Below are 18,974 nucleotides of genomic sequence, written 5' to 3' on the forward strand. Positions count from 1 at the left end.
TGGCGCGGCGCAACGGCCCGCGCCGGGGAGCGCCTTGCATGACCATAGCGCGTGGGGAGGCCGAGCAGGCCGAACGCGATGACATCTCGGCGCTGGCGCGGGGCGGCAGGGCCAATGTGCTGGGCTTCGTGCTGCGGCTGGCGGCGCGCATTCCCTTCCTGTTCATTGCCGGGCGGCTCTATGGCGCGGCGACGCTCGGCCGCTTCGCTTATGCCGTGCTGGTCATCGAATTTGCCGCGCAACTCGCCACCATGGGGCTCAAGCGCGGCCTCGCCGAGCAATTGGCGAAGGACAGCCGCCCGCAGGCCCATGTCGTTGCCGATGCCATGTGGCTGTGCATCCTCGTCAGCGCGGTGGCGGCGGGCCTGCTCATCGTCTTTCCGGAGGCGATGTTCCCCAATAGCGGCCTCAACGGGCTGGACCGGCTTCTGCCGCTGATCGTGATCGCCATTGCGACGACCGAGGTGGCGCTGGCAGCCTGCGCCTATCAATACAACATCGCCGCGACGGTGCGGGCACGTGCGATTGTCGAACCGTGGACAATCAGCATCGCGGCGCTGGCGCTCTATTTCTATTCCCCGCGCGACGGGCTGATCCTCGCCTATGTCGCCTCGATGGCGGCCGCGATGCTGGCGGCATTCTGGCCGCTGATGCGCCATTATGGCCTGCCGCGCGGCTGGCGACCGCATCCGGGGCGGATATGGCATCTGGCCATGCGCAATCTGCCGCTGGCCGGCGCGGACGCCATCGAATGGGGCACGCGGCGTCTCGATCTGGCCATTCTGGGCCTGTTCGCGTCTCCCGCGATCGTCGGCATCTATTATGTCGCGCAGCAGGTTGCCTCCCTGCCGCAGAAGCTCAAGACCAGCTTCGAGCCAATTCTCGGCCCGGTCATCACCCGCAACATCGCGCTCGGCAATCATGAGGCGATTGGGCGCCAAGTGAGCCAGGTCGGCTTCTGGATCGTCGCGGCGCAGCTTGGGGTCGCCGTGGCGCTGGCGATGCCGGGCGAGGCGGTGATGGGGCTGGTCGGGCCGACCTTCGTGATCGGTGCCGCCGCGCTTGGCGGCCTGCTGGCGGCGGAAGTGCTCGCGAGCCCGGCGGTGGTGAGCGAGGCGGCGCTGGTCTATCTGGCTCGCCTGCGTAACCTCTATCTCTCGCTCGCCACCGTGGGTCTGCAGGCGATGCTTACCGTCGGCCTGCTCATCATGGCGCGCCGTTATGAGTTGGCGGATGGTTATGTCGCCGCGATGCCGGCGGTGGCGCTGGCGATTGCGCTCGGCTGCGGCGCCATCGCCAAATCCCGGTTGCTCGGCGGTCTGCTGGGGATGCGCCTGCCGATCTGGCGGTCGAGCCTTGTGCTGTGCGGTGTCGTGGCCGGACTTGTCGGGTTCGGCTTCACCCTGCTCCCCCGCCGGCTCGAATGGATCGAGCTGGTGATCGGCCTGCCGCTCACGCTGGCTGTCTATTGCGTGCTGATGTGGAAGGTCGCGTTCGGCGAGGCTGACCGCACGCTGTTCCGCAAGCAGAAGCTCGGCGCCGGCGGGAGCGACACGCCCGCCTGACGAGCCCCAAGAAAAAGGCCGGCGCCCATTGGGAGGGCACCGGCCTGTTCGATAATCTGCCGAAAGCCTATTTCTTCGGTTCGGGCGCCACGGTCACGCGGACCTCTTCGCCATTCTGCCCCGGGAAGCCCGTGAACAGCGCGTCGATGAGGTTCGGCACCAGATAGGTCAGCTTGTTGCTGAGCGACTGGGCGCGGGCGGTGCCCTCGAACAGTGGCTCGCCGCCGACCCGGTTGATCCGCATGTGCAGATCGCTCTGGTAGACCATGTAGCTCTCGATATCCGTATAGCCCGGTCCCCACATGAAGGGATCGTTCCAGCCCATCACATAGCGACCGCGCCAGCCGCGATAGTAGCCGGGATAATAGAAGGGATCGTAGAAGGGCGAGCGGGCAAAGCCGGTCGAGCGGACACGCTGCGTACCGCGATCCACCCCATAATCCAGCTCAACGACGAGCTGCGCGCTCGCCGGGTCCGCCGCGCGGGTATAGCCCTGATCGACCAGACGCTGCGCGACCAGATCCGCATAATGCTGGAATTCAAGGCTGCCGGCGAGATCCTGTTCGCCGGGCATGATGGTGAAGCTCTGGCCCTGCGCGGGCGGAAGCTGCTGGAAGCGGGCCACATCCGCCTTGAAGGGCGAGGCGCAGCCTGCGAGGCCAAGCGCAAGGAGCGAGGCCGCTGCAGTGACGAGGAGACGCTTGCTGTTCATAAGACGGTTCCGTTTCTCGGGCGAATACACCCTCTAGGACGTAGTGTACGCCTTGATACCTTAGGTCAAATGAACTGGCGTTGAATGCGGTTCCTGCAATCGGCGTGCCGTGTGTCGAAACGGCGCAGCGCCCTTTCGCTCAGCGCATCAATCCCATCGCCTCATAGGCGCCGCGCAGGGTGGGCTCGGCTGCCTTTGCGGCCGCTGCCGCACCCTTTTCCAATATGGCATCGAGCGCGGCATGATCTTCCTGCAGCGCAATGAACCGCTCCCGGATCGGCGCGAGGTGCGTCACCAGAAGATCGGCCAGCGCGGGCTTGAAGGCGCCGAAGCCCTGCCCGGCGAACTGCGCGCACACCGCATCGGGCGTGGTGCCCGAAAGGGTGGCGTAGATGCCGACCAGATTGAGCGCCTCGGCCCGCCCGGCCAGACCGGCCGCCTCGGCGGGCAGCGGCTCGGCATCCGTCTTGGCCTTGCGCACCTTCTGCACGATGGTGTCGCTGTCGTCTGTCAGGTTGATCCGGCTCATGTCGCTGGGGTCGGACTTGGACATCTTCGCCGTGCCATCGCGCAGGCTCATGATCCGCGCCGTCTCCTTGGGAATGATCGGATCGGGCAGGGTGAACAGCTCCACGCCAAAATCGGTGTTGAACTTGACCGCAATGTCGCGGGTCAGCTCCAGATGCTGCTTCTGGTCCTCGCCTACGGGCACGTGGGTGGCCTGATACAGCAGCACGTCGGCGGCCTGCAGAACCGGGTAGACGAACAGGCCGACGCTGGCGCCCTCGCGATTCTTGCCCGCCTTGTCCTTGAACTGGGTCATGCGGTTCAGCCAGCCGATCCGCGCCGTGCCGTTCAGCAACCAGCACAGCTCGGCATGAGCCGGCACGCGCGCCTGGTTGAACAGCACCGAGCGATCCGGGTCGATGCCGCACGCGACGAGCGCAGCCGCCATGTCCCGCACATTGGCCAGCCGCTGCTCGCGCGTTTCATGGACGGTGATCGAGTGCATGTCCGCCAGGAAGAAGAAGCAGTGCGACTCCGCATCCATCTCATCCTGCATCCGCACCCAGTTGCGGATCGCGCCCAGATAATTGCCCAGATGGAGATTACCGGTCGGCTGGATGCCGGAGAGCACGCGCATGAGGAAAGTCCTGCTTTATAAGAAGAGCCCCGCTCTGTCGTCCGTGAGGCGTGGCGTCAAGCCGGGCGAACAATCGGGAGGGGGCGCCTCAGCGCGGTTTGCGCCGCAACTGCGCCTTTAGCTCGGCGATGCGATAGGCGCCAAAGCCGATGGCGGCGACGGCATAGACCAGCCCGCCGCCACCGCAGAGCAGGCCGAGCGCAATGAGGCGGCGCCAGAAGCCGGCGGCCATATGCGCGTCGAGAAGCTGGTTGCCCGCCCAGAGTGCGGCGCCCATCAGCAAGCCGGCCGCGACGATGCGCAGCGCCTTGGCGCGGAAGCGCGCGTCGAGGGTGAGATGCTCCTTGCGGCTGAGCGTCCAGTAGAGCAGCGCGACGTTCACCCATGCCGAGAGGGCCGTGGAAGCGGCAATGCCGGCGGCACCGAACCGCCAGATCAGCGTGAGATTGCCCACCAGATTGACCAGCATGGCGATGAAGGCGATGCGCACGGGTGTTTTCGTATCGGCGCGGGCGTAGAAGCCGGGCGTCAGCACCTTGATGAGCACATAGGCGGGGACGCCCGGTGCGAAGGCAGCGAGCACGGCGGCTGCGCCGAGCGTGTCTTCCGCCGTGAAGGCGCCATGCTGAAAGACGCCGCGGATGATTGGCACGGCCGAAACGAACAGGGCGATCGCGGCGGGCAAGGCGAGGAACAGCGCCAGCTCCAGCGCGCGGTTCTGCGTCTCATTGGCCGCGCGGGTGTCGCCGGCGCCGATCTGTCGGGAGATGAGCGGCAGCATCGCGGTGCCGACGCCGATGCCGATCAGGCCGAGCGGCAGCTGGTTCAGCCGGTCGGCATAATAGATCCAGCTCACCGAGCCCTGCGGCAGGAAGCGCGCCGCGAGCGAGGTGGAAATGAGCAGGTTGATCTGTATGGCGCCCTGGCCGATGGCGGCCGGCGCGATCAGCAGCAGCATCGCCTTCACCTGTGGCGAGAGGCGCAGGACCGATAGCTTCAGGGCCACGCCGATCCGGCGGCAGGACCAGATCAGCCAGAGCAATTGCATCGCGCCGGAAACCGTGACGGCAATCGCCTGGGTGACAGCCGTCTCGATCTCCGTGTCGCCCCGGAAGAACAGCAGCGCCCCGATCATGCACAGGTTGAGCAGGGTGGGCGCTGCGGCATTGACCCAGAAGCGATTGAAGCTGTTAAGGATGCCGCCGAGCAGCGAGGTGAGCGAGATCAGCCCGAGATAGGGGAAGGTGATGATGGTGAGGTGGCGCGCGAGCGCGAACTTCTCAGGACCACCATCCGGGAAGCCGCCGGTCATCGCCCACACCACCGGCCCGGCGGCGAGCATCATGACGATGGTGAGTGCGACAAGAATAGGAAAGAGGACCGAGAGCACCTGACCGGCAAAGCGAATCGCTGCCGCGCGCCCCGCCTCGGGATCGTCCGCCCCTTCCTTGCCCATGATGCGGTTGAACATCGGCACGAAGGCGGCGGAGAAAGCGCCTTCCGCGAACAGGGCGCGGAACAGATTGGGCAGGCGCCAGGCGATCAGAAACGCGTCCGAGGCGAAACCGGCGCCGACATAGCGCGCCATCAGCATGTCCCGCACCATGCCGAGGACGCGGCTGACGAGGGTGAGGGCCCCAATAGTGCCGGTGGAGCGCAGCAGGCTCATGGTTGTTCCGTCAGTATCGGCATCGACAATATTCGGGCCGGGCGAAACGGAACCGCCCGGCAACGCTGGGGAGCGGCCGGGCGGCGAAGGGCTGCAGTCAGGCGAGGGAAGGCAAGGCGCATGGGCATGACCCTTCCTCTATGCCGGACTGGATGATGATCAGGCGTGGCCGGCGGGCTCGCCCTGCGCGGCGGCCTCGATCTGGGCCTGCTGCTGGACGTATAGGGCGCCGAAATCGATGGGATCGAGCATGAGCGGCGGGAAACCGCCATCCTGCACCGCATCGGCCAGCACGCGGCGTGCGAAGGGGAAGAGCAGGCGGGGCGCCTCTGCATAGAGGAACGGACGCATCTGGTCCTCGGGCACGTTGCGGATGCCGAAGAGGCCGGCGAACACCAGTTCGACCGCGAAGGCAGTGCCCTGCTCGGCCACGGCCTTGGCGCTCACCTTCAGCGCGACTTCGTACACGTCATCGGCAATCTGGTTGTTGCTGATGTTGAAGTTGATGTCGATCTGCGGCTGCTCCTGCCACTGGTAGACGGCCGGCGCGTTCGGGTTCTCGAACGAGAGATCCTTCACATATTGCGCGATCAGGCCGATCTGGGGCTGGGTGTCGGCGCCATTGGCGACGGTGTCGGTCGTGTCGGTCATGCGTGAATCCTGTTCCTCGATGGTCGCTGCCATGCCGCCGGCGCAGGACCGCCGCGACCTAGAAGCTGGAAAGTCGCCGGACACCGAGCGTGCCGGGCGAAACCGCGCTCCTTGTCCATGGGCGCGCCGCTTAGCAGGCACGCAAGGCGGGGGCAATGGGGGTGGCGCTTCCCGGGTGCGCGGAACGCTCGCGTGGCCGACGAAAAGCGGGGTGAGGAGGCCGGGCGCCCGCGTTGGGGGCTTTTTTACCGAATGTCGGTATCGTTCCGGCGATCTGGCGCGTTGTCCGTTTGAAGTTTTGCGCGAACGTGCCTATGTCTTGCGGGTTATGTTTTGAAGGAAGGGTGTTGACCTCGTGACCGTCATCGTCGTGCTGGCCATGATCTTCGCACTGCTGGCGTTGCGGCTTTACTCTGTGCTCGGCAAGCGCACGGGTCATGAGCAGCGGCAGCTTCCCACGCCGGCCGACGATCGTCCGGCCGCGCCCATGCCGTCCTCCGGGCAGGTCGACAATCGCACGCCCGCGCAGCGCGCGGCCGACAATGCGGTGGCAGTGCCGGCCCAGCCCGGCCTGCGCGCGATCATCGCGACCGACCGCAACTTCGATGTCGCGCAGTTTCTGGGCGGCGCGAAGGCGGCCTATGGCATGATCCTCGAAGCCTATTGGAAGGGCGACCGCGAAACGCTGCGCACCTATTGCGCGGACGATGTGTATGAGGCGTTCGGCGCCGCCATCGACCAGCGCGAGGCCGACGGGCTGACCATGGACAACAAGCTCGTCCGCATCGAGGACGCGCGGATCGACGCTGCGCGCGTCGAGAGCGGCACCGCCTTCATCGCGATCCACTTCGAAGCCGATCTGTCCGCTGTCACGCGCGACCGGGACGGCAATGTTGTGGCCGGATCGCTGGATGACGCCATCTCCACGGCGGAAACCTGGACGTTCAGCCGCAATCTCTCCAGCCGCGATCCCAATTGGGAGCTGGTGGAGACGGACGAAGGCTGATCGGCGCGCAGGCGGATCGCCGTGCCGGCTCGTTTTCAGACTCGTTTCAAGCAGCTTTCCGCTCTGGCAAGCGCGCTGGCGCTTGCGGCGTGCGGGAGCATGATTCCGCCGGGTGGGCCTGGTCAGCGACCCGTCCCCTCCCGGCCTTCTTCGCCCGCCACGCCGCCCCAACCGGCAACACCTCGTCCGCCGCTTACCCCGGCCCCTGCGCCTACCCCTGCGCCCGATCAGGCTGAACTGGCGCCCGCCGTGGCCGCCGGCCTGACGCCGGGGCCAGCGATCGACACGGTCCTGCCGGCTGCATCCGAGCGGATGGGGCAAGCCTTGCGAGCCTTCCGCCTCTCCTGCCCCTCGCTGCTGCGTAGGCGCGACCAGAGCGGCCTCACCGGCAATGCCGACTGGCAGACGGCCTGCGCGGCCGCAGCAAGCTGGAGCGAGGCGAACGCGCGCGAATTCTTCCGTCGCTATTTCGAAACCGTGCAGGTCGGTGACGGCAAGGCCTTCGCGACCGGCTATTACGAACCGGAAATCGCTGGCTGCCGCACGCGCGCCGCGGGCTGCGAAACGCCGATCTATCGCAAACCGAACGATCTCATCGAGGTCGATCTTGGCCTGTTCAGCGAGAGCCTCAAGGGTCGGCGCATCAGGGGCAAGGTGCAGGGCTCCAGCTTTGTGCCTTATGATGACCGGGCGGCAATCACCGCAGGCGTGCTGGACGGGCGTGGTCTGGAACTGGCCTATGCCGTCGATCCGGTCGAGCTCTTCTTCCTCGAGGTGCAGGGCAGCGGGCGGTTGCGCCTGCCTGATGGCGGGATCATGCGCATCGGCTATGCCGGGCAGAATGGGCGCGATTATACCGGCATCGGCCGGCTGATGCGGGACCGGGGGCTGATCCAGATCGGTTCGATGCAGGACATCATGAGCTGGCTGCGCGCCAATCCGGCACAGGGCCAGTCGATCATGAATGAGAATAAAAGCTACGTCTTCTTCCAGGAGCTGACCGGTCCCGGGCCGCTGGGTGCGCTGGGCGTGCCGGTGACGGCGGAAGTGAGCGTCGCGGCCGATCCGACCTTCGTGCCGCTGGGCGCGCCGGTGCTGCTGTCGCTCGATAGGGCCGAGCCCAACGGGCTCTGGATCGCACAGGATACCGGTGGGGCCATCAAGGGCAGCAACCGCTTCGACACCTTCTGGGGTGCCGGTGAGCGTGCCCGCGGCATCGCCGGCGGCATGTCGGCCCGGGGGAGCGCCCTGCTGCTGCTGCCGATCGGCACCTATGCCCGCCTGACCGCTGGCCGCTGAGCGTGGCCCGGCGGGTTCTCACGCCCGATGAGCGCGCGCTCTGGGGCAAGCTGACCCGTACGGTGACACCCCTGCGGCGGGTCCGTCCGCTTCCACCGGTGGAGCCGGTCTCGGCAGCGGCTTTTGCTGCGGCGCTGGATACGCCCAAGCCGGTGAAGGGCCGAATTCCACCGAGTCGTCCCGTGGCGCCGCCGCCATCCCCTCCGGCGCCCGTCGCCGTGCCCGTGCTGGACGGCAGCTGGGAGAAGCGCATTCGCTCCGGGCGGATTATTCCCGATCATGCCATCGATCTGCACGGCCTCAATCTGGCGGCAGCGCATATCCGGCTGGAACGGGCCATCGGCGATGCCCTCGCGCAGGGCTGGCGGGTGCTGCTGGTGGTGACCGGCAAGCCGCGGCCCGCCCCGGCGCCCGGCGAAACCCGGCGACGTGGCGCGATTCGCGCGGAAATCGGTGATTGGCTGGCGAGGAGCGCCCATGCCCACCGCATTGCCAGTGTGCGCCAGGCCCACCCGCGCCATGGCGGCGATGGGGCTCTCTACGTGATTTTGCGCCGCAGCAATTAGGCAGCGCTGCGTGGCCCGGGATAGCCATGCGCACGAGGATGTCCGCACTGGCATGTCGCCCGCTGGCAGGCAGGAAACCGCCATTTGCGTTCGTTCATATTCGCGCTCCGAAATGAGACAGAAATTTACCGCGTTTCTGCGAAATCCCATTGGACGGAGGGTTAAGAATCGATTAACAATTGCCCCTCTTATGTGGGAGTTGAACATGAACATGAACCTCTTTGCCAAGGCGTCTGCGATCGCCCTCGGCCTTGCCGCGGTTACCCCGGCGCAGGCCGTGACCTTCCTGTACTTCCCCGGCACGTCCGCACCGACGACGGGCTACAACGTGATCAACCAGTTCGACACGACGGCTGGCATCACCGGCTCGAACTTCCAGATTAACACGCCGCCGTCCAACTCGACCGGCGCGCCGCCGGCCTATGCGACGTTCGGTTCGTCGTCCTATCTGTCGGTTCTCGCCAACGGTTCTGCGACGATCAACTTCGGCGCTGCCAGCGCGGTGGAGTTCGACTGGGGTTCGATCGACGCCTACAACACGCTGACCGTTCTGCTGGACGGTGGCTCCAGCTTCGTGATCACGCCGGGCGGCAACTTCACCAACGACGCCGACGGCAACCAGATCCTGGCGAACACCAACGGTCTGTTCCAGATCTTCGCTGAGGGTAACGAGAAGATCGTTGGCCTGACGCTGGAATCGAGCCGCAACTCGTTCGAGATCGACAATCTCGCGACCGTTCCGGTTCCGGAGCCCGCCACCTGGGCGATGATGATCGCTGGCCTTGGCCTGGTCGGTGGCGTGATGCGTCGCCGCGCTGGCGCCACGAGCGTCACCTTCGCCTGATTTTCAATCAGTCGACAGATTTGGGAAACGCCGTCGGTTGGGAGGCCGGCGGCGTTTTCTTTTGGTTTTAGGATCGGCGGTTCAGCAGGTGAGGCGCAAGGCTGCCTGAGCGGTTCGCCCTAGTGCCGCCGCGTCAACCGAGCGTTGGGGCTGCGCTCAGGATCCGCTTGTAGATGCGCGTGAGGCTTTCGATGTCGGCCAGCGACACCGCCTCATCCAGCTTGTGCATCGTCGCATTCAGCAGACCGAACTCCACGACCGGGCAAAGCGCCGAGAGGAACCGGGCATCCGAGGTGCCGCCGCTGGTGGACAGTTCCGGTGTGACGCCGGTTTCGGCGGCGATCGCCTCGCTGATCAGGCTTGAAAACGGACCCGGCTGGGTGAGGAACGACTCGCCGCTGATCATGGCGCGCAGCGTGCCGCCTTCGGCCTCCACCAGGGTGCGGATTCGGGCAACGAGATCCTCACCGCGATGCAAATCGTTGAAGCGGATCGAGATACGGGCCGTGGCCTTTGCGGGAATGACATTGGTTGCCGGATTGCCGACATGCAGGTCGGTAATTTCGATATTGCTCGGCTGGAACCAGTCGGTGCCCTGATCCAGTTCGATCGCCTCAATGGCGGACAAAATGCGCACCAGCGGCGAAATCGGGTTTTTCGCCAGATGCGGATAGGCGACATGGCCCTGCATGCCCTCAACGCTGATCCACATGTTCACCGAGCCGCGCCGGCCGATCTTGATCATGTCGCCAAGGCGCTGGACCGAGGTTGGCTCGCCCACGAGGCAGACATCGGGCGTCACGCCGCGCTCGGCCATGTGGCGCATCAGCGCGCGCGTGCCGTAGACGGCGTCGCCCTCTTCATCGCCGGTGATGAGCAGGCTGATCGTGCCGGGCAGCGAGGTGCCCTCGGCATCGGCCCGCGCGATGGCCGCGACGAACACCGCGATGGAACTCTTCATGTCCACAGCGCCGCGCCCGTAGAGCAACTCGCCGCGCCGCTCGGGCTGGAAGGCGTCGCTCGTCCAGCCTTCGCCGGGGGGCACCACGTCCAGATGGCCGGCAAAGGCGACATGCGGGCCATCGCCCGTCCGGCGGACCGCCAATAGATTTTCCACCGGCCCGTGCGGCGGCTCGCCATCGATGAAGCGCTCGACGGTAAAGCCGAGCGGGGTCAGCATCGCTTCCAGCGCATCGAACACCGCGCCGCTCGCCGGTGTGACGGACGGGCATGCAATCAGCGCTTCGGCAAGCGCGACAGGATCGGTGAGGGACGGGGCGGTGCTCATGGCGCCTGCGTTAGCCAAGCTTGCGCGCCAAGGGAAGCGAGGTCCGCGCCCTGCGCTCCCTCTGGCGGTGATGGGCCCCCTGCGGTAGCGAGGAGGGGCGCAACACAGGAGGAGCCGACATGCCCAAGATCGAGATCGAGCAGGTGGAGCAGAGCAACAGCACGGGCTATCCGCCGCCGTTCAACGAGCCTGTGGCCGGGCGCTGGCACCGGCGGCTGGGGCGCCATGCCGGCCTGACGCATCTGGGCGCCAGCCATGTCGTGCTGGAGCCGGGCGCCTGGTCCTCGCAGCGGCACTGGCATCTGGGCGAGGATGAGTTTCTGATCATGCTGTCCGGGCAGGCGGTGCTGATCGAGGACGAAGGCGAGACCATCCTGCACCCCGGCGATTGCGTGGCCTGGGCCGCGGGCGTCGCCAATGGCCATCATCTCGTCAATCGCAGCGATACGAATTGCACCTTCATCTGCCTGAGCGCGGGGAATCGCGATGCCGGCGGGCGCTATTCAGATATCGACATGATCTTCACGGTCGGCGGCTATCAGCATCGCGATGGCACGCCTTATGGAGCCGAGCGCCTGCCGTGAGTGTAAAGGCTAAGTTGCGCGATTCTTCGTCCACCTTCTCCCCTTGCGGGAGAAGGATACGCAGCCTTGCCGCTATCAGCGGCTAGGCGGAGTTGGATGAGGGGTAGGTGATCTTTGATCTTTAGATCGCTGGACCCTCTGCCAGCTTTGACGGGGCCGTAAACCCATAAGCGGAATGACCGTGATTGATGAGATCTTAGCGCCGGTATATTTGCTCCAGCCAGTAATCGTTCATCCAATCGGCATACCCAAGTAGTTCACCTTCTCGTCGTTCATGATCGGACGACCATGGATCATCGCTCAAGATGAGATCGAGCATAGCTTGAATGCGCCATTTCTCGCTTGGAAGGGCATAAAGAATATGGTGACGGCTCCCCCAAGTGGCGTCTGATGAATGATCGTATCGAACGATCCGCCCTGCTTCGACATGGCCGTCAAACAGGCGCAGGTATCGACAAACAACCTCCGGGAAACGGTCCTTGCCATCGACAAAGTAGGCCAACGGCTTTTTCCCTGCCAACATGAGACCAAGCTCTCGATTGGTGTGGACGAGATAGGGCAGGTTACGCAGGCGTTCGTTCAGCATCTTGTCGAGAATACTGGAGCGTTAAACTTCTGCAATTGGGTCGAACGCACACCTGCGTTTACTACGCGGTGCGGGTATAGCGTCCACACTCTGGCACGCATTTACGAGTGTACGGCCTAAGGCAACGCTGCCAAGTTTCCGCATCCCTCCTCAAGGGGAGCGGGTTCGAGCTAGGTTGCAGACTGTCCCACGCTCCCCCGAAAACATCATCCCGCGCCCGCTGGCTCCAGCCGCGGAATGACCCAGCTTTCCCGCGCGGCATCGTGCAGCCATTCGCGCATCCATGGGTGGGCGAGGATGGCGTCCATATAGGCGCGCGCTGTTGGCGGTACTGCGATGGAATAGGTGACGAAGCGCGAGACGACCGGCGCGAACATGATGTCCACGGCGCCGAAGGGGCCGAAGAGATAATCGCCCTCTGCCCCGAACCGCGAGCGGGCCTGTTCCCACAGGCTTACGATGCGCCCGACGTTGGCGGCGACATCGGGGCCGAGATCGCGCGGGGGGAGGATGTGGCGGGTGTTCATGCCGCAGGTCTGGCGTAGCGGCTGGTAACCGGAATGCATTTCCGCTGCCATCGAGCGGGCAAGCGCCAGCGCTGCCGTGTGCTGCGGCCAGAAGCGGGTGCCGCCGGAGATCGCGTCGAGATAGTCGATGATGGCAAGACTGTCCCACACGGCGATGTCGCCATCCCACAGCGTCGGCACCTTGCCGCCGGATACGGCGAGGTCGCTCTGCGCCTTGCGGGCCTCCCACGCCTCGTCGAACAGCGGGACAAGCACTGTCTCGAAGGGCAGGCCGGATTGCTTGGCGGCCAGCCAACCGCGCAGCGACCAGCTCGAGTAGACCTTGTTGCCGATGATGAGCTTCAGCATCCGCACATCTCCCCTTGCTCGATCAGAGGCTGAGCATCAGCCCGGCCAGCGCCGCGCTCATCAGATTGGCGAGGCTGCCGGCGATCAGGGCCTTGATGCCGAGTCGGGCGATCATCGGCCGCTGATTAGGCGCCAGGCTGCCGGTCACTGCCATCTGGATGGCGATGGACGAGAAGTTGGCGAAGCCGCACAGTGCGAAGGTGGTGATCGCCACCGTGGCGGGCGATAGCGTGGCCTGCACCTGCCCCAGCTCGATAAAGGCGACGAACTCGTTGAGCACGACCTTGGTGCCGAACAGGCCGCCCGCGACCTGCGCCTCGTTCCACGGAATGTTGAGCAGGAGCATCACCGGCGCGAACAGCTTGCCGATTAGCATCTGGAAGCTGAGATCGGGATAGCCGAACCAGTTGCCGACCCCGCCGAGCAGGCCATTGGCCAGCGCGACCAGCGCCACGAAGGCAAGCACCATCGCGCCGACCGCGACGGCCAGCTTCACGCCAGTCTGCGCGCCTTGCGCGGCCGCCATGATGAGATTGGCGGGCTTCTCCTCCTCATGGGTGGCATCGGGCAGAATGACCGGCTCGATCTCGGCATCGTCCGGATTATCCGGCATGATGATCTTGGCCATCAAGATGCCACCCGGCGCGGCCATGAAGGCGGCGGCGAGCAGATAGTCGATCTGGATGCCCATCGAGGCATAGGCGGCGAGGATCGTGCCGGCGACGCCAGCCATGCCGCTCGTCATCACGGTGAACAGCTGGGCCGGTGTGAGGCTGGCGAGGTAGGGCCGGATGACCAACGGGCTTTCGCTCTGGCCCACGAACACATTGGCGGCGCAGCACAGGCTCTCCACGCGTGAGATGCCGGTCACCTTCTGGATGGCGCCGCCGACCCAGCGGATGACGAACTGCATGATGCCAAGATAATAGAGGATCGAGACGAGGCTCGCGAAGAAGATGATGACGGGCAGGGCGGCGATGGCAAAGCTGGTGCCGCCGACCTCCGGCCGGGCGAGCGGCCCGAAGATGAAGTTCGTGCCCGCCTGCGCATAGCCGAGCAGATTGCCCACGCCATGCGACATGGCGGCGATGGCGGCCTTGCCGGCGGGCACGTAGAGAACCAGCAGGGCGATGCCGGCTTGCAAGGCGAAGGCGGCGGCGACGACGCGTAGGCGGATGGCGCGCCGGTTGCCGGAGAGCAGCACGGCGATGGCAAGAATCGCGACGATGCCAACGAGGCCGATGAGGATGGGCATGGAGTGGCGGCTGTCCCCTGTTCGCATGGCCCGCCAAAGGGCCATCAGCGCGAATCGCTTATACAGGCGCGCTGCAGCGCGGCAATCGGCTGCGCGGCGCCGGGTGTCGTTGCACGGCGGCGCGTGGCATGCACGCACAGGGTCTCTTCCCGCCTCGCTGCAAAGGCATTAAGCGACGGGGATGACCGCACCCGCTCAGGCCTCGTCCGCACCCATCGCCCGCTCGCTGTTCGTCCTGTCCGTCTTCTATGGCGGCATGGTGTGCATCGCCGGTGTTCTCGGCAACAAACAGGTTTCGCTCGGGCCGCTCGGCGCCATCGGCTCGGCGCTCGGCTTGGGGGACTTGGCGGTAGAAGCCGGCATCTTCGCTTTCCTCCTGCTGGTCGTTGTGTCGAGCGCAGTGGCGGAACTGCATGGCCGGGCCGTCGCCAACCGGCTGGTGCTACTGGGCTTCATCCCGTTGATCGTCTCGATCCTGCTCTCCGTGGTCGTGCTGGCCCTGCCGGCCGCGCACGAAATGGCGCCGGAGCGGCAGGCAGCCTTCGCCATGATCATGTCCGGCACGCCGCGCATCTGGGCGGGCGGCATCGTCGCTTACGGTATTTCGCAGATCCTCAACGTCACCATCTTCGCTGCGCTCAAGGGGCAGGCGGGGAGCCGGCTGCTGTGGCTGCGCGCCGGCACGGCGAGCGTGCTCTCGCAGATCGTCGATACGCTGCTGTTCGTCACCATCGCCTTTTACGGCGTCTTTCCCATCGGGGCGCTGCTGGTGGGGCAGATGCTCGCCAAGGTGCTGCTCTCGGCCTTGCTGGTGCCGCCGGTCATCTATGCGTTCGTGGCACTGGGGCGCCGGCTCGACCGGTAATGTAAATCCGTTCGGGCTGAGCTTGTCGAAGCCTCGCTATTCTTCTTTAGGGAGGGAAAGAAGTAGCACGGCCCTTCGACAAGCTCAGGGCGAACGGGGAGGTAAGGGATTCCAGATCCCTCCATTCTTGCAGCGCGGGCCGCAAAGCCTTATGCGCCCGCGCATGACCGATCACGCACCCGATCCCGCCCTGCTGGCCAAGGCCGAGACCCTTACCGAGGCGCTGCCCTATATGCAGCGTTATGCCGGCGAGACGTTCGTCGTGAAATATGGCGGCCATGCCATGGGCGACCCGGAAGCCGCGCGCGATTTCGCCGAGGATGTCGTGCTGATGAAGATGGTCGGCATCAACGTCGTGGTCGTCCATGGCGGCGGGCCGCAGATCGGCGCGATGCTCAAGAAACTGGGCGTCGAGAGCAAGTTCGTGAACGGCCTGCGCGTGACCGATGAGGAAACCGCGAAGATCGCCGAGATGGTCCTCGCCGGATCGATCAACAAGGAGATCGTCGGCTGGATCGCCCAGGCAGGTGGCCGCGCGGTCGGCATTTCCGGCAAGGATGGCGGTCTGGTGCTGTGCGAGAAGGTCGGCGGAAAGCGCGAGCCGGACCCGAACAGCGGCATCGAGCGCAATGTCGATCTGGGCTTCGTCGGCGACCCCGTGAAGGTCGACCGGCGCATTCTCGACAGTCTCTCGCGCGACGGCATCATTCCGGTGGTCGCGCCGGTCGGCATTGGCGCCGACGGGCACACCTATAATGTGAATGCCGATACGATGGCGGGTGCGATTGCCGCTGAACTCGGCGCCAAGCGCTTCTTCCTGCTCACTGACGTGGCGGGCGTGCTGAACAAGGACAAGGATCTGCTGAGCGATCTGACCCCGGCGAAGATCGGCGGTCTGGTCGAGGATGGCACGATTTCCGGCGGCATGATTCCCAAGGTGGAAACCTGCGTGAAGGCTGTCGAGGGCGGCGTGGAAGCGGCGGTCATTCTGGATGGTCGCATTCCGCATGTCATGCTGCTGGAGGTGTTTACCCGCCAGGGCGCCGGCACGTTGGTGCATCTGTAACGCGCGGCGCGCGGGGGCTATGGCGGTAGAAAATTACCGCCCTCAAGCAACTTGCAGCCGCTAGGCCCGCTGGGCTAGACTCTTTTCAACCTTCCACCACAGGACGAACCATGGCCGTTGCCCTTATCCAGACCTTGGCGATCCTGCTGAATGTCGCCTGGTGGATCATCATCGTTCAGGCCATATTGAGCTGGCTGATCGCGTTCAACGTGATCAACACCAGCAATGATATCGTGCGCAGCATCTGGGTCGCGCTGGACCGGCTGACCGAGCCGCTCTATCGGCCCATCCGCCGGATCATGCCGGATCTCGGCGCGCTCGATCTCTCGCCGATGGTCGTGCTCATCATCATCATCATCCTGCAGGGGCCGGGCCTGACCGCGCTGGCAAGCCTGCTGCTCTGAGCGGACGTGCGCCGTGCCGCTTCGTCGTGACGGCGCAGACCTGCTGCTGGCGATTCGCCTGACGCCCAAGGCTGCGCGCGCGCGTGTTGGCGGGACGTTCACGGATGCCGCCGGGCAGCGCTGGTTGCAGGCCAGCGTCACCGCGCCGCCGGACAAGGGCAAGGCCAATGCCGCCCTGCTGACGCTGCTCGCCCGACATCTGCGCGTGCCCGGATCGTCGATTTTGCTGGAGACAGGGGATACCAACCGGCTAAAGCGCCTGCGCATTGCGGGTGCTGATCCGCACACGGAACAGTCTTTGAGAGAGATCGCTGAGAAGGAGCGAAGCGCGACATGAGTTTGGGCAAGGAAATCGACGGCAAGGCATTCGCGGCGAAGCTACGCGGGCGGATGGCTGAGGCAGTCCCCGCTTTCGTGGAGAAGACCGGGCGCAAGCCGGGCCTCGCGGTGGTGCTTGTCGGTGAAGACCCGGCGAGCAGCGTCTATGTCCGCTCCAAGGGCAAGGCGACGGTCGAAATCGGCATGAACAGCCTTGAGTTCAAGCGCCCCGCGACGATCAGCCAGGAAGAGCTGATCGAGCTGGTCGAAGAGCTGAACGCCGATGATAGCGTGGACGGCATTCTCGTCCAGCTGCCGCTGCCTGCCCATCTCGATGACAAGGCGGTGATCGCCACCATCGATCCCGCCAAGGATGTCGATGGCTTCCATGTCGTCAATGCCGGCAAGCTGGCGGTGGGCGATCCCACCGCGCTGGTGCCCTGCACGCCGCTTGGCTGCCTGATGCTGCTCAAGGACGAGCTGGGCGACCTCTCCGGCAAGGAAGCGGTTGTCATCGGCCGCTCGAACATCGTCGGTAAGCCGATGATGCAGCTGCTGCTGGCCGAAAGCTGCACCGTGACCGTGGCGCACAGCCGCACGCATGATCTGGCCGGCGTGGTCCACCGCGCGGACATCGTGGTTGCGGCGGTCGGCCGGCCGGAAATGGTCAAGGGCAGCTGGATCAAGCCGGGCGCTGTGGTCATCGACGTGGGCATCAATCGCGTGAAGGGCGATGAGGACGGCAAGAGCAAGATCGTCGGTGACGTCGCCACCGCCGAGGCGATCAACCATGTCGCGGCGATTACGCCCGTGCCGGGTGGCGTCGGTCCGATGACCATCGCGGTGCTGTTGCGCAACACTTTGGTCGCCGCGCACGTTCGCGCGGGTCTGCCCGCACCCAAGGGCCTTTGATCCGCCGCGCTGCCTTTGCCTTGCTCGCCACGCTCTCCTTGGGCGTGGCGGCTGGTCCTGCGCAAAGTCAGCGCCAGATGATGCCGAGCGTCGGCGTCGGCACGGCCAATCCCAGCGCCATCGTCGCTGCCGAACTGGGCATGGCCCGCCAGGCGCGCGAGGAGGGGCAATGGACGGCGCTGCGCAAGCTGGCCGACAAGGACGCCGTGATCTTCGCGCCCGGCCCGCTCAATGCGCAGGCTTGGCTCAAGCAGCAATCGGACCCCGCCCAGCCGGTGCGCTGGAGCCCGCAGCAGATTTTCATCGCCTGCGATGGCAGCTATGCCGCCGCGACCGGGTCGCTGGAGCGGGCGAACGGGCAAGCGGCGCGGTTCGTCACGCTTTGGCGCCAGCAGCGCAAGGGTGATTATAAGTGGGTGATGACGGCCACCAGCGACACGCCATGGAGCGGCGAGGCGGACGGCATGATCAAGGCCTCCGTCGCCGATTGCGCGCGGCGGGATGAGCGGCCGGAGCGGCGCGATCGCGATATCGTGCGCCTGCCGGACCCGCCGCCGGCCAGCGGGTCGGCGCAGTCCGAGGACGGGTCGCTGCGCTGGACATGGGCGGTGAGCGGCGATGTGCGGACGCTGGAGGTCTTCCTGCGTCGCGGTGCCGGTGAGGAGCGGGTCATTCAAGAGACGGTGGCGGAGCGCCCGCGATGATGGAGCTCTTCCTCGCGGCGTTCATCACGCTGTTCGTCGTCATCGACCCGCCGGGCACGGCGCCGATCTTCAGCAGCCTCACCATGGGCGCGAGCGGCGCCCAGCGTCGCAGCATGGCGGTGCGCGCGGTGATCGTGGCGGCCTGCATCCTGCTCGCCTTCGCGCTGGCGGGAGAAGCGTTCCTGCGCACCCTCGGCATCACGCTGGAGGCGTTCCGCATCGCGGGCGGCATCATGCTGTTCTTCATCGCCATGGACATGGTGTTCGAGACGCGGACGCGGCGACGCGAAGACCGCGCGCAGAAGATCAAGGAAACGCCGGAAATCGAGGATGTCGCCATCTTCCCTATGGCGATGCCGATGATCGCCGGGCCGGGGTCGATCGCGACGATCATGCTGTTGATGGCGCGGGCGACGGGTCCGCAGGAGACGGCGATCGTGCTCTTCGCGCTCGCGGCCAATCTGCTGCTGATGCTGGCAGCGCTCCTGGCGGTCGGCCCGATCATGCGGGTGTTCGGCGGTCAGGTGGAGGCGGTCATTACCCGCTTGCTGGGTGTGATTCTCGCGGCGCTTGCGGTCCAGTTCGTGATCGACGGATTGCGCCAGAGCATTCTCTGATTTGAGAGGTAAGGGGCCGGAGAGACGGCTCCCCGACCCTTCCC

21 protein-coding genes are annotated in these 18,974 nt (G+C 65.7%); 13 read left to right on the forward strand and 8 right to left on the reverse strand.

The genetic code is table 11. The features are described from left to right. Positions 1 to 38: 38 nt before the first annotated feature. Positions 39 to 1,565 carry a lipopolysaccharide biosynthesis protein gene (locus M2336_RS06665; RefSeq protein ID WP_264574401.1) on the forward strand — a complete coding sequence of 509 codons (1,527 nt, stop codon included), beginning with the start codon at positions 39 to 41 and terminating at the stop codon, positions 1,563 to 1,565. A 67-nt stretch (positions 1,566 to 1,632) separates the two neighbouring features. Here the strand turns inward: M2336_RS06665 and M2336_RS06670 are convergent, their stop codons facing one another. The 4 genes from M2336_RS06670 to secB all read right to left on the reverse strand — a co-directional run bounded on the left by M2336_RS06670 (position 1,633) and on the right by secB (position 5,741). Further along, positions 1,633 to 2,277 carry a DUF4136 domain-containing protein gene (locus M2336_RS06670; protein WP_181558658.1) on the reverse strand — a complete coding sequence of 215 codons (645 nt, stop codon included), beginning with the start codon at positions 2,275 to 2,277 and terminating at the stop codon, positions 1,633 to 1,635. 139 nt (positions 2,278 to 2,416) lie between these two features. Next, positions 2,417 to 3,421 carry a tryptophan--tRNA ligase gene (gene trpS, locus M2336_RS06675; protein ID WP_264592733.1) on the reverse strand — a complete coding sequence of 335 codons (1,005 nt, stop codon included), beginning with the start codon at positions 3,419 to 3,421 and terminating at the stop codon, positions 2,417 to 2,419. Positions 3,422 to 3,509: 88 nt separating this feature from the next. Further along, positions 3,510 to 5,090, reverse strand: coding sequence for a murein biosynthesis integral membrane protein MurJ (gene murJ, locus M2336_RS06680; protein ID WP_264592734.1), 1,581 nt, complete (start codon positions 5,088 to 5,090; stop codon positions 3,510 to 3,512). Positions 5,091 to 5,249: 159 nt separating this feature from the next. Further along, the gene (gene secB / locus M2336_RS06685) at positions 5,250 to 5,741 is read right to left on the reverse strand and encodes a protein-export chaperone SecB (RefSeq protein WP_181558661.1); all 492 of its coding nucleotides are present in this window, start codon (positions 5,739 to 5,741) and stop codon (positions 5,250 to 5,252) included. 355 nt (positions 5,742 to 6,096) lie between these two features. On the opposite strand from secB, the gene M2336_RS06690 reads away from it, so the two are divergent. The 4 genes from M2336_RS06690 to M2336_RS06705 all read left to right on the forward strand — a co-directional run bounded on the left by M2336_RS06690 (position 6,097) and on the right by M2336_RS06705 (position 9,456). Continuing rightward, the gene (locus tag M2336_RS06690) at positions 6,097 to 6,747 is read left to right on the forward strand and encodes a Tim44/TimA family putative adaptor protein (RefSeq protein WP_264592735.1); all 651 of its coding nucleotides are present in this window, start codon (positions 6,097 to 6,099) and stop codon (positions 6,745 to 6,747) included. Positions 6,748 to 6,846: 99 nt separating this feature from the next. After that, positions 6,847 to 8,046, forward strand: coding sequence for a murein transglycosylase A (locus tag M2336_RS06695; protein WP_264593250.1), 1,200 nt, complete (start codon positions 6,847 to 6,849; stop codon positions 8,044 to 8,046). Between the two features lie 2 nt (positions 8,047 to 8,048). Then, complete coding sequence (locus tag M2336_RS06700; protein WP_264571981.1) at positions 8,049 to 8,612, forward strand: Smr/MutS family protein; 564 nt, start codon at positions 8,049 to 8,051, stop codon at positions 8,610 to 8,612. A gap of 205 nt (positions 8,613 to 8,817) precedes the next feature. Further along, positions 8,818 to 9,456: a PEPxxWA-CTERM sorting domain-containing protein gene (locus M2336_RS06705; RefSeq protein ID WP_264592736.1), complete on the forward strand. Its 639-nt coding sequence runs from the start codon at positions 8,818 to 8,820 to the stop codon at positions 9,454 to 9,456. 133 nt (positions 9,457 to 9,589) lie between these two features. On the opposite strand, the gene dapE is transcribed toward M2336_RS06705, so the two are convergent. Beyond that, positions 9,590 to 10,744, reverse strand: coding sequence for a succinyl-diaminopimelate desuccinylase (dapE, locus tag M2336_RS06710; protein WP_264592737.1), 1,155 nt, complete (start codon positions 10,742 to 10,744; stop codon positions 9,590 to 9,592). A gap of 119 nt (positions 10,745 to 10,863) precedes the next feature. Between dapE and M2336_RS06715 the strand changes: the two genes are divergently transcribed. Further along, entirely contained in the window at positions 10,864 to 11,328 is a 465-nt protein-coding gene (locus tag M2336_RS06715) for a cupin domain-containing protein (RefSeq protein WP_264574408.1), read from the forward strand. Between the two features lie 196 nt (positions 11,329 to 11,524). Here the strand turns inward: M2336_RS06715 and M2336_RS06720 are convergent, their stop codons facing one another. The 3 genes from M2336_RS06720 to M2336_RS06730 form a co-directional block, all read right to left on the reverse strand. Beyond that, positions 11,525 to 11,914: a hypothetical protein gene (locus M2336_RS06720; protein ID WP_264574409.1), complete on the reverse strand. Its 390-nt coding sequence runs from the start codon at positions 11,912 to 11,914 to the stop codon at positions 11,525 to 11,527. Positions 11,915 to 12,120: 206 nt separating this feature from the next. Then, positions 12,121 to 12,789, reverse strand: coding sequence for a glutathione S-transferase family protein (locus tag M2336_RS06725; protein ID WP_264574410.1), 669 nt, complete (start codon positions 12,787 to 12,789; stop codon positions 12,121 to 12,123). 22 nt (positions 12,790 to 12,811) lie between these two features. Beyond that, complete coding sequence (locus M2336_RS06730; RefSeq protein ID WP_181558667.1) at positions 12,812 to 14,044, reverse strand: NupC/NupG family nucleoside CNT transporter; 1,233 nt, start codon at positions 14,042 to 14,044, stop codon at positions 12,812 to 12,814. A 181-nt stretch (positions 14,045 to 14,225) separates the two neighbouring features. Here M2336_RS06730 and M2336_RS06735 point away from each other — a divergent pair, with 181 nt between their 5' ends. From M2336_RS06735 to M2336_RS06765, 7 genes are all read left to right on the forward strand, one after another. Beyond that, on the forward strand, positions 14,226 to 14,909 hold the full coding sequence (locus M2336_RS06735; RefSeq protein ID WP_264574411.1) for a queuosine precursor transporter: 684 nt from the start codon (positions 14,226 to 14,228) through the stop codon (positions 14,907 to 14,909). Between the two features lie 151 nt (positions 14,910 to 15,060). Further along, positions 15,061 to 15,975 carry an acetylglutamate kinase gene (gene argB / locus M2336_RS06740; RefSeq protein WP_181558669.1) on the forward strand — a complete coding sequence of 305 codons (915 nt, stop codon included), beginning with the start codon at positions 15,061 to 15,063 and terminating at the stop codon, positions 15,973 to 15,975. Between the two features lie 110 nt (positions 15,976 to 16,085). Then, positions 16,086 to 16,379: a YggT family protein gene (locus M2336_RS06745; RefSeq protein WP_181558670.1), complete on the forward strand. Its 294-nt coding sequence runs from the start codon at positions 16,086 to 16,088 to the stop codon at positions 16,377 to 16,379. Between the two features lie 13 nt (positions 16,380 to 16,392). Next, a complete protein-coding gene (locus M2336_RS06750) occupies positions 16,393 to 16,716 on the forward strand; it encodes a DUF167 domain-containing protein (protein ID WP_181558671.1) in 324 nt (107 codons plus the stop codon). Continuing rightward, positions 16,713 to 17,609, forward strand: a complete 897-nt coding sequence (gene folD / locus M2336_RS06755; protein ID WP_181558672.1) for a bifunctional methylenetetrahydrofolate dehydrogenase/methenyltetrahydrofolate cyclohydrolase FolD — start codon at positions 16,713 to 16,715, stop codon at positions 17,607 to 17,609. The genes M2336_RS06750 and folD overlap by 4 nt, the downstream gene beginning before the upstream one ends. Beyond that, positions 17,606 to 18,313: a hypothetical protein gene (locus M2336_RS06760; RefSeq protein WP_264574412.1), complete on the forward strand. Its 708-nt coding sequence runs from the start codon at positions 17,606 to 17,608 to the stop codon at positions 18,311 to 18,313. Before folD ends, M2336_RS06760 begins: the two co-directional genes overlap by 4 nt. Beyond that, the gene (locus tag M2336_RS06765; RefSeq protein ID WP_264574413.1) at positions 18,310 to 18,930 is read left to right on the forward strand and encodes a MarC family protein; all 621 of its coding nucleotides are present in this window, start codon (positions 18,310 to 18,312) and stop codon (positions 18,928 to 18,930) included. The genes M2336_RS06760 and M2336_RS06765 overlap by 4 nt, the downstream gene beginning before the upstream one ends. Positions 18,931 to 18,974: the final 44 nt, after the last annotated feature.

This window comes from Sphingobium sp. B1D7B, assembly GCF_025961965.1.
Classification (GTDB): Bacteria; Pseudomonadota; Alphaproteobacteria; order Sphingomonadales; family Sphingomonadaceae; genus Sphingobium.